Here is an 8,465-nt window from a genome sequence, read left to right as displayed (position 1 = left end):
CACCAACGGTTCAGGGAAAAGACAACCTACCTTCTAAGTGAAATTGTACAGTTACAATATTTTATAGCCAATTAATTAGTGCTTAAACAAAAAATCGGCAACCATTTAATGGTTGCCGAATATTTAAATGGTTTTTATTATTTTTTAACTACGTTAGAAGCTTGAGGGCCACGGTCGCCTTCAACGATTTCGAATTCAACTTCTTGACCTTCTTCTAAAGTTTTGAAACCTTCTTGTTGGATTGCTGAGTAGTGTACGAATACATCGTCTCCACCTTCAACTTGGATGAAACCATAACCTTTTTCAGCGTTGAACCATTTTACTACACCGTTTTGCATTTTAAAAAATCCTCCTAAAAACTATCCACCTAAGTTCTAGATGGTTATTTCACAATAGACGTAAAGATAAAAAAAGGGTAACTCCTATAGAAATGAAGGATCACAAATGCATCTTTCACTTCTATAGAAGTTACCTGACTTTCTTTATGATTCTTCACATCTCTATTGCACTTTTAAGTATACTGAAAGTTATTGATAAAGTCAAGAGAGAACAAGTACAATATATGTAATATATATGTAAGGATGATGAAATGTGACAATTTTAATTGGGCTAACAGGATGGGGTGATCATGTTGATATTTATGATCAAGAGCACACAACTCGAAATAAGCTCGAATCTTATGCAGCTCACTTCCCGGTCGTTGAATTAGATAGTGCATTTTACGGCATTATCGATCATAGTCAATATGAAAAGTGGTCTAATCAAACGCCTAGCAATTTTTCATTTGTTGTGAAAGCTTATCAAGCGTTTACTGGTCACGACCGTCAAAAGTATACCCGAAAAGAAATGAAGGAGTTATTTTCACTTTATCAAAAACAAATTTCCCCTCTTGTTAAAGAAGGGAAATTGCAGAACATTTTATTTCAGTTTCCGCCTTGGTTTGATGTGAATCAAGACAATATTAGGCGCTTAAAATTTATTCGTGAGCAGTTTAAAGATTACCCAATTGCTATAGAATTTCGCAATAGAAGTTGGTATGATGAGCATATTAAGGAACATACGTTACAGTATTTACAAGATGATCGGTGGATTCATACGATTTGTGATGAACCTCAAGCTGGTAAGTCCTCTGTCCCGATCGTTCCAGAAGTTACAAACGTAGAACAATCATTAATACGCTTTCACGGCCGTAATATTTATGGTTGGAATAATAATGGCCAAGACAATTGGCGTGAGGTACGCTTTCTATATAATTATTCTGATCAAGAACTAGAAGAATGGCAAAACCGAATTGACCTTTTGAAGCAAAAAGTTAAACAAATGACTATTTTGTTTAACAATAACTCAGGCGGTCATGCTTATGAAAATGCTAAGAGGTTTCAACGAATGTCAAACTTAACTTATGAAGGGTTAAACCCTAAACAAATTGACTTGTTTACTGATTAATTGACGGAGCGAGCACCTAAGTAGCGTGCTTGCCAATAACGATCTGACATGTTTGCGACAGTAACACCGCTTGTTGTTCCAGCGTGTACGAATTGGCCGTCGCCAATATATACACCAGCGTGTGATGGGCCAGGTTTGTAAGTTTCAAAAAACACAATGTCACCAACACTTGGTTCAGAAACTGGCGTTGTTACATTCCAAATGTCATTGACCGTTCTTGGTAATGACACGCCATGTTGAAAATATACATATTGTAAAAATCCGCTACAATCAAATCCGCTCGGTGACGTACCACCCCATGCATATGGTGTGCCGACGTAAGATCTCGCTGTTGAAGCAGCGTTGCTATATGTAGTAGATGAGCTTTGGATCTCAGATTGATTAGACTGAGTATTCGTGTTTGCAGAGCGATTTGTCTGTTCTGTAGTCGTTTGGTGGGAAACGGTTATAATTTGATCTAAACTTGATAGATCTAGGTCTTTATTGTTTAATTGATTGAAATAAATTAATGCACGTTTCGTATTTTGGCCTGCATCGCCATCAATACGATCATGGTATAAGCCCAATCCAGATAAAGCTGACTGAACACGCTTAACATTGTGAGATTGTTCTCCAAAGTTTATATCTTCAGCCAAGTCATTGATCACACTAATATATTGGTCATAAATAACTTGGTTAAGCATTTCAATCGTGTGATCATTTAATTCACCACTAGGTGTTAAGTTATAGTCATTTTGAAAACTTTTAACAGCGAACTCTGTTAAAACATTGTATCGATCAGTCTCTTGACCTGGATAATAATTGGCAGTCTCAGCTTGCGGTGAAGTAGTACGACTGAATCACCGTGGTCTCCATATGAAAGTTGATTCATTTCTTTGATTTGTTGTTTTGTATATGCGTCAACTGGCACATGAAAAACAAACGGAGAACTTAGTGCTAAACTACCCGCCATAGCGCCAATCATGAAAGTTCTCGTCGGTTTCCGTTTGATCATTTTACCAACACCTTTTCATTTCATTGATATCTGTTCGAAATATATGTGCTGATTATTAAAACTATGAATTACAAAAATGTTACGAAAAAATTATAGGGGTGAAATAATATGGATAATGTAAATGAGCAAGGCTATTTAAACTTATGTCGACATGTTCTTGAATATGGTAGTGATCGAGGTGATCGAACAGGGGTTGGAACGCGCTCAATTTTTGGACACCAAATGAGGTTTAACTTACAAGAAGGGTTTCCTTTATTAACGACGAAGCGCGTCCCGTTTAAATTAATTGCTAGTGAACTGCTTTGGTTCATTAAAGGAGATACAAACATTCGTTACTTACTTGAGCATAACAACAACATATGGAACGAGTGGGCTTTTAAAAACTGGGTTCAAAGTGACCAGTATGATGGACCTGACATGACTGATTTTGGAATGCGATCGTTACAAGATGAACAATTTAACGAACAATATCAAGAGCAGATGGGTCACTTTAAAAAACGAATTTTAGAAGACGATCAGTTCGCAGAAGCCTTCGGTCACCTTGGTGATGTTTACGGTAAACAATGGCGTCATTGGCAAGATTCAAAAGGTGAGACAATCGACCAGTTAAAGCAAGTGATCCACGATATTAAGAATAACCCTAATTCAAGAAGGCTTATTGTGTCAGCTTGGAACCCAGAGGACATACCGACAATGGCCTTGCCACCTTGTCATACGCTGTTTCAATTTTATGTACAAGATGGTAAGTTGTCATGTCAGCTTTATCAAAGAAGCGGCGATATTTTTCTTGGCGTTCCATTCAATATTGCGAGCTACGCATTGTTGACACATTTAATTGCACATGAGTGTGGACTTGAAGTAGGAGAATTTGTTCACACGTTTGGGGATGCTCACATTTATCACAACCATTTTGATCAAGTTAATAAACAACTTAGTCGTGAGATGAAACAGTTTCCAACACTTAAGCTTAATACTGAAAAACAGTCAATTTTTGATTTTGAAGTTGAAGATCTATCTGTAGAAGGATACAATCCGCACCCTGCTATTAAGGCACCAGTTGCGGTTTAGGAGGTAAAGGATGAAACTCTCATTAATCGTCGCTATGGATGACAATCAAGTCATTGGTTTAAATAATGATATGCCTTGGCACTTACCGAACGATTTAAAATACTTTAAAAAAGTAACATCAGACTCGACAATTGTAATGGGGCGAAAAACGTTCGAATCAATAGGACGACCATTACCGAACCGCCATAACATCATCATGACGCGAAATGACCAGTACACTCAAGAAGGGTGTTCTGTTGTTCGTAATTGGGAAGAGTTACCTCCATTAGTGGAAGGTGAAGAGGAAGTCTTCATTATCGGTGGTTCAGAATTGTTTAAAGACGCTTTAAACCAAGTCGATTACATGTATATTACTAAAATCCATGAAACATTTGATGGTGATACTTATTTTCCAACGATCAATTGGGATGATTGGACATTAGTAAGCGAACAATTAGGAGAACTAGATGAGAAGAACAAGCATGAACATACCTTTTTAATATACCGTCGCGTAAATAAGTGAACATTTTGTAACAGAATGCATTAATATTTGCAAAAACAGGATAAATAAGCGACAATAATGTAAGGATTAGTCTGCGAATGGGTAGGTGTTTACATGACAATCGGAGTTCCAGGGTTAATATTAATTATTTTAATCCTATTAATTATATTCGGTCCGAAAAAGCTACCTGAATTAGGGCAAGCTTTAGGGCAAACGTTAAAAGAATTCAAAAAGTCAACTAATGAGTTAACATCAGATCAAGATGATCAACCGAAAAAGACAATTGATCATCAATAACGTCTAAGTATTGGAGTGATATTATGGGCATTGGCAGCATCGGTTTACCGGGATTAATTTTAATTGTACTTGTTCTGTTACTAGTATTTGGCCCATCGAAGTTACCTGAGATTGGAAAAGCGTTCGGCTCTTCTTTAAAGGAATTTAAAAAAGCAACGAACGGTTTAATCTCAGAGGACTCAAATGATTCTAGTTCAAAGAAAAACAACTCAGATTCGAACAATCAATAAGCTTGCATGATTAAGATGTAAGGGAGCCCCTTACATCTTCTTTTATGGAACTTTTACTTTAAAAATATGTACTTGGTTAATGTAAGAGGGTGAACGAGATGGCAAATGACCAACAAATTAGCCAGAATGAAATGGATTGGACAGAGCACCTAGGTGAACTAAGGAAACGTTTTTTTTGGAGTTTCATTGTCTTTGCGTTATCATTTGGTGTTGGTTTTTATTTTCGTGAAGAAATATACTTATATATTGCAAATGACGTCCCATTTCAATTAACAGTTTTAAGCCCTTTTGATATTATTTGGGTCTATGTCATTATCGGAACAATGGTTGGTTTAATTATAACTGTCCCGTTTCTCGCATTTCAGTTATGGTTATTCATAAAACCAGGATTAACAAAACATGAAAAAAGGGTAAGCTTACTTTACGTACCTGCAATTTTTATTTTGTTTATATTAGGTTTAGCGTTTGGTTATTTCGTCATTAAAGATTTAGTATTAAACTTTTTACTTAACTTAAGTGACGGTTTAGTTAACGAAATGTTTACTGTTAATAATTACTTTAAATTTATTCTTCAAATAACAGTACCATTTGCTTTCTTTTTCGAAGTTCCGTTAATTGCGATGTTTTTAACGAGTTTAGGCATTTTAACACCAGCTTTTATGAAGAAGACGAGAAAGTTCGCCTATTTAATTCTTGTCGTGATTGGAACGATGTTGTCACCACCTGACTTTATTTTGCAGTTAGTAGTAGCAGCTCCGTTGATCTTTCTATATGAGCTCGCTATAATTACGTCAGGAATCGTTTATCGTAAACGTATGAAAAAGCTAGAAGAGTTAAACCAACAATCTAAAGAATTATAAAAAGCAGGTGTTCAAATGAAGTCTTTTTATCACTTTGCGATGCAATATCGAGGAGTCGAAAATAAACAAGATGAACGGAAACAGTTAGCCGACTGGATGTTTTATGATCATGATTTTCCAAAACTATCAGTCAGTTATGATGAAATTACAAGGTATTTAGAAATGCAAGTACCTTTTCCAGATGCATTAAAAACGTTTGATGAATTATGGGATGATTATAAAGAAAATTCAACATGACAAAAAGCCAGGTGAAAATTCGCCTGGCTTTTTGTCTATTTGGTATTGGTGAAAGTAAGTGTATAAACTTGTTGTCCTTTAGTATGCTAAATTAGCAAGCGTAAGAGCTACCTACAATGATTAGTAGAATGAATAGAACAACAATTAAAGTAAAACCGCCTCCGTAATAACCTTTACTCATAAAAGAATCACTCCTTAGCCCTGTTTTGTTTTCACTGTTAACTTATGCACCCTTGTGTGCGTGTGTATAGGCTATCATAATGAGACTTGTATAAATGTCTTGAAATATTTAAAGGGAGGTTTAAAGATGGAGATTAAAACCGACTGGAATGAAGTATTAACTGAACAATTTAAACAACCTTACTTTAAAAGTCTAATTAAATATGTAAAAGAGCGTTATGAACATGAAACGGTTTACCCACCTTATTCAGAAATGTTTAATGCGTTTAACCAAACTCCATTTTCAGAAACTAAAGTTGTTATAGTTGGTCAAGATCCTTATCACGGTGAAGGACAAGCGAATGGATTAAGCTTTTCAGTACATAAAGACCAAGCACTTCCTCCATCATTAAAAAATATCTTTAAAGAATTGGAATCAGATTACGGGTGTTACCCGGAGCATGGTGATCTTACTCATTGGGCAAATCAAGGTGTGTTACTATTGAATACTTCATTAACTGTCAAAGAAGGAGAAGCAAATGCACATCATTCATTACGTTGGGACGAATTCACAAAATCAGTTATACAAATTGTAAGTAAAGAGAAGAACCACGTTGTTTTTGTCTTATGGGGAAAACAAGCTTATAAAAATAAGGCGATCATTGATGAGCGGCATACAATCGTACATGCTCCTCACCCAAGTCCGCTATCTGCGTATAGAGGATTTTTTGGAAGTAAACCATTTAGTCAAGTTAACGAAGCCTTAAATGAGCATGGGCAAGAGCCTGTTAATTGGTGTTATTAACATTAGCCTATACAGGATACGCATTTATCCCGTACATTATAATAGTTGAATGAAGGAGGAATAAGTATGTATCCTGTACGGCACCATCATGATTATTGGAGTCAACAAGCGCCACAGCATGGTTTTCATCAGCCTACAAGGCATCAAGGTTTTAGTAGACCTAACATTGTTCAGCAGTTGTTAGCAAAAATTAAAGGCCCAGGGGGCAAGGCACCGTTGCACACACCACATGCCCCTTTTCAAATGACGGCATCTAAATATCATAATTTCCACGACACTTTAAATCATATTCAAAAAGGTTTAGGTATGGTTCAACAAGTACTACCTTTATGGAAACAGTATGGTCCACTTATAAAGAATGCACCGATGTTCATTGATATGGTAAAATTAATGATGGAAGAGGATGAAGGAAAAAAGCAAACGGTTGATGATCATAAATTTGATGAAGAACAAATAGCGAAGATGCTCAATGAAGATGACGTGGCAGTACAATCAAAAGAAGAAGTTAAAATCCCATCGAAATCAAAACATCAACCGAAAGGCTTACCTCAACCTAAGTTATACATTTAGATGTCTCATAGGAGTGATTCGATGAGTACGAAATTAAGTCAAGCTACATTTGCTGGAGGGTGCTTCTGGTGCATGGTTGAACCATTTGACCGCCGACCAGGAATTTATGAAGTTGTATCCGGCTATACAGGTGGACATACAACTGATCCGACATATGAAGAAGTGTGTTCTAATACGACTGGTCATTTGGAAGCTGTCCAAATCACATTTGACGAGGACGTTTTTCCATATGACCAGCTACTAGAACTGTTTTGGCAACAAATTGATCCGACAGATGCAGGTGGTCAATTTAATGATCGCGGTGAATCGTACAAGCCAGCAATTTTTTATCACAATGAACAACAAAAGCAATTAGCTAAGCAGTCAAAACAGTCTTTAGAAGAGAGTGGTAAGTTTAAAGACCCAATAGTTGTTGAAATTCGTGAAGCTACAACATTTTACCGAGCTGAAGAAGGTCATCAAGATTATTATAAGAAAAACCCGTTTCATTATAAGCTTTATAAAAAGGGCTCTGGCAGGCAAGGTTTTATTAAAGATCATTGGTCAGAAGACAAAGATTTAAAAGCTTTACGTCAAAACCTTTCTGAAATGCAATACAAAGTAACTCAGGAAGATGCAACTGAACCTCCTTTTAGAAATGAATATTGGGATCATGAAGGAGAAGGGATATATGTCGATATCGTTAGTGGAGAGCCACTGTTTTCTTCCCAAGATAAATATGACGCAGGATGTGGTTGGCCGAGCTTCACAAAACCAATTGCTCCATTAGAAGAAGACTTGGATACATCACACGGTATGCGTCGAATAGAGGTGAGAAGTCAGTACGTTGATTCTCACCTAGGACATCTGTTTGATGATGGTCCCGCTGATCAAGGTGGTATGCGTTACTGTATTAACTCTGCAGCACTTAAGTTCATTCCAAAAGAACGTTTAGAAGAAGAAGGTTATGGAAAATATAAACAATTATTTGAATGAAAAAGTTAATCAAACATTTGATTAATGATTTTAGGAAGGTGTTAAGATGATCCATAAAACGTGGGAAAACAACGAAACAATAAAAAAAATTAAGTGTGTTCACACTGATGCTAAAAAGTTTACAGTTAACAATGTGTTAACAACAGGGAAGACGTATGATGTTAAAAATGAATCAGAGGAATTTTATTTCGTAATTGATGATTCAGGCAAAATGGGCGGATTTTATAAAGAATACTTTGAAGAAGTGTAAAGCTGGTGAAAGGCCTAGTTGAGACTGAACAAACAAAACAGGGATTTTAGGAAGTCATATTGTTACTTAGTTGTTTGTTGGTTATGCAGTTAA

Annotated in this window: 15 protein-coding genes; 11 read left to right on the top strand and 4 right to left on the bottom strand. The window is 36.2% G+C overall.

Annotation, left to right across the window (positions count from 1 at the left end):
- Positions 1 to 137: 137 nt before the first annotated feature.
- Positions 138 to 338, bottom strand: a complete 201-nt coding sequence (cspD, locus tag A194_RS0112430) for a cold-shock protein CspD (protein WP_017187157.1) — start codon at positions 336 to 338, stop codon at positions 138 to 140.
- 253 nt (positions 339 to 591) lie between these two features.
- Between cspD and A194_RS0112425 the strand changes: the two genes are divergently transcribed.
- A complete protein-coding gene (locus A194_RS0112425; protein WP_017187156.1) occupies positions 592 to 1,446 on the top strand; it encodes a DUF72 domain-containing protein in 855 nt (284 codons plus the stop codon).
- Here A194_RS0112425 and A194_RS18385 read toward each other — a convergent pair.
- Positions 1,443 to 2,129 carry a C40 family peptidase gene (locus A194_RS18385; protein WP_017187155.1) on the bottom strand — a complete coding sequence of 229 codons (687 nt, stop codon included), beginning with the start codon at positions 2,127 to 2,129 and terminating at the stop codon, positions 1,443 to 1,445. The two genes, A194_RS0112425 and A194_RS18385, sit on opposite strands and share 4 nt — an antisense overlap.
- A 77-nt stretch (positions 2,130 to 2,206) precedes the next feature.
- Positions 2,207 to 2,440 (bottom strand): hypothetical protein, encoded by a 234-nt coding sequence (locus A194_RS0112415; RefSeq protein WP_017187154.1) that lies wholly within the window; start codon positions 2,438 to 2,440, stop codon positions 2,207 to 2,209.
- Positions 2,441 to 2,548: 108 nt separating this feature from the next.
- Between A194_RS0112415 and A194_RS0112410 the strand changes: the two genes are divergently transcribed.
- The 6 genes from A194_RS0112410 (at position 2,549) to A194_RS0112385 (ending at position 5,613) form a co-directional block, all read left to right on the top strand.
- Positions 2,549 to 3,508, top strand: a complete 960-nt coding sequence (locus A194_RS0112410) for a thymidylate synthase (protein WP_017187153.1) — start codon at positions 2,549 to 2,551, stop codon at positions 3,506 to 3,508.
- Positions 3,509 to 3,518: 10 nt separating this feature from the next.
- Positions 3,519 to 4,010, top strand: a complete 492-nt coding sequence (locus A194_RS0112405) for a dihydrofolate reductase (RefSeq protein WP_017187152.1) — start codon at positions 3,519 to 3,521, stop codon at positions 4,008 to 4,010.
- Positions 4,011 to 4,103: 93 nt separating this feature from the next.
- The gene (gene tatA, locus A194_RS0112400) at positions 4,104 to 4,286 is read left to right on the top strand and encodes a twin-arginine translocase TatA/TatE family subunit (RefSeq protein WP_017187151.1); all 183 of its coding nucleotides are present in this window, start codon (positions 4,104 to 4,106) and stop codon (positions 4,284 to 4,286) included.
- A 23-nt stretch (positions 4,287 to 4,309) separates the two neighbouring features.
- Positions 4,310 to 4,516: a twin-arginine translocase TatA/TatE family subunit gene (gene tatA / locus A194_RS0112395; protein ID WP_017187150.1), complete on the top strand. Its 207-nt coding sequence runs from the start codon at positions 4,310 to 4,312 to the stop codon at positions 4,514 to 4,516.
- 98 nt (positions 4,517 to 4,614) lie between these two features.
- Positions 4,615 to 5,376 (top strand): twin-arginine translocase subunit TatC, encoded by a 762-nt coding sequence (gene tatC / locus A194_RS0112390; protein WP_017187149.1) that lies wholly within the window; start codon positions 4,615 to 4,617, stop codon positions 5,374 to 5,376.
- A gap of 15 nt (positions 5,377 to 5,391) precedes the next feature.
- Positions 5,392 to 5,613 (top strand): YozE family protein, encoded by a 222-nt coding sequence (locus tag A194_RS0112385; protein WP_017187148.1) that lies wholly within the window; start codon positions 5,392 to 5,394, stop codon positions 5,611 to 5,613.
- Between the two features lie 91 nt (positions 5,614 to 5,704).
- Here the strand turns inward: A194_RS0112385 and A194_RS19850 are convergent, their stop codons facing one another.
- On the bottom strand, positions 5,705 to 5,794 hold the full coding sequence (locus A194_RS19850; protein WP_083834301.1) for a YjcZ family sporulation protein: 90 nt from the start codon (positions 5,792 to 5,794) through the stop codon (positions 5,705 to 5,707).
- 126 nt (positions 5,795 to 5,920) lie between these two features.
- Here A194_RS19850 and A194_RS0112380 point away from each other — a divergent pair, with 126 nt between their 5' ends.
- The 4 genes from A194_RS0112380 (at position 5,921) to A194_RS0112365 (ending at position 8,372) form a co-directional block, all read left to right on the top strand.
- Positions 5,921 to 6,577, top strand: a complete 657-nt coding sequence (locus tag A194_RS0112380; RefSeq protein ID WP_017187147.1) for a uracil-DNA glycosylase — start codon at positions 5,921 to 5,923, stop codon at positions 6,575 to 6,577.
- A gap of 66 nt (positions 6,578 to 6,643) precedes the next feature.
- Positions 6,644 to 7,147 carry a VrrA/YqfQ family protein gene (gene vrrA, locus A194_RS0112375; RefSeq protein ID WP_017187146.1) on the top strand — a complete coding sequence of 168 codons (504 nt, stop codon included), beginning with the start codon at positions 6,644 to 6,646 and terminating at the stop codon, positions 7,145 to 7,147.
- A 21-nt stretch (positions 7,148 to 7,168) separates the two neighbouring features.
- A complete protein-coding gene (gene msrA / locus A194_RS0112370; RefSeq protein ID WP_017187145.1) occupies positions 7,169 to 8,122 on the top strand; it encodes a peptide-methionine (S)-S-oxide reductase MsrA in 954 nt (317 codons plus the stop codon).
- Positions 8,123 to 8,168: 46 nt separating this feature from the next.
- Positions 8,169 to 8,372: a DUF6501 family protein gene (locus tag A194_RS0112365; RefSeq protein ID WP_017187144.1), complete on the top strand. Its 204-nt coding sequence runs from the start codon at positions 8,169 to 8,171 to the stop codon at positions 8,370 to 8,372.
- Positions 8,373 to 8,465: the final 93 nt, after the last annotated feature.

The organism is Alkalibacillus haloalkaliphilus C5 (genome assembly GCF_000269905.1).
Taxonomy (GTDB): domain Bacteria; phylum Bacillota; class Bacilli; order Bacillales; family Alkalibacillaceae; genus Alkalibacillus; species Alkalibacillus haloalkaliphilus_A.
This window is presented reverse-complemented; position numbering and strand designations above follow the sequence as displayed.

Bases quoted from the DNA above. Each gene is read 5' to 3' on its own strand.
- tatA (WP_017187150.1), top strand. From the start codon at position 4,310: ATGGGCATTGGCAGCATCGGTTTACCGGGATTAATTTTAATTGTACTT.
- A194_RS0112410 (WP_017187153.1), top strand. From the start codon at position 2,549: ATGGATAATGTAAATGAGCAAGGCTATTTAAACTTATGTCGACATGTT.
- msrA (WP_017187145.1), top strand. From the start codon at position 7,169: ATGAGTACGAAATTAAGTCAAGCTACATTTGCTGGAGGGTGCTTCTGG.
- tatC (WP_017187149.1), top strand. From the start codon at position 4,615: ATGGCAAATGACCAACAAATTAGCCAGAATGAAATGGATTGGACAGAG.
- A194_RS0112380 (WP_017187147.1), top strand. From the start codon at position 5,921: ATGGAGATTAAAACCGACTGGAATGAAGTATTAACTGAACAATTTAAA.
- cspD (WP_017187157.1), bottom strand. From the start codon at position 338: ATGCAAAACGGTGTAGTAAAATGGTTCAACGCTGAAAAAGGTTATGGT.
- A194_RS0112385 (WP_017187148.1), top strand. From the start codon at position 5,392: ATGAAGTCTTTTTATCACTTTGCGATGCAATATCGAGGAGTCGAAAAT.
- A194_RS19850 (WP_083834301.1), bottom strand. From the start codon at position 5,794: ATGAGTAAAGGTTATTACGGAGGCGGTTTTACTTTAATTGTTGTTCTA.
- A194_RS0112365 (WP_017187144.1), top strand. From the start codon at position 8,169: ATGATCCATAAAACGTGGGAAAACAACGAAACAATAAAAAAAATTAAG.
- A194_RS18385 (WP_017187155.1), bottom strand. From the start codon at position 2,129: ATGCTTAACCAAGTTATTTATGACCAATATATTAGTGTGATCAATGAC.
- vrrA (WP_017187146.1), top strand. From the start codon at position 6,644: ATGTATCCTGTACGGCACCATCATGATTATTGGAGTCAACAAGCGCCA.
- tatA (WP_017187151.1), top strand. From the start codon at position 4,104: ATGACAATCGGAGTTCCAGGGTTAATATTAATTATTTTAATCCTATTA.
- A194_RS0112415 (WP_017187154.1), bottom strand. From the start codon at position 2,440: ATGATCAAACGGAAACCGACGAGAACTTTCATGATTGGCGCTATGGCG.
- A194_RS0112405 (WP_017187152.1), top strand. From the start codon at position 3,519: ATGAAACTCTCATTAATCGTCGCTATGGATGACAATCAAGTCATTGGT.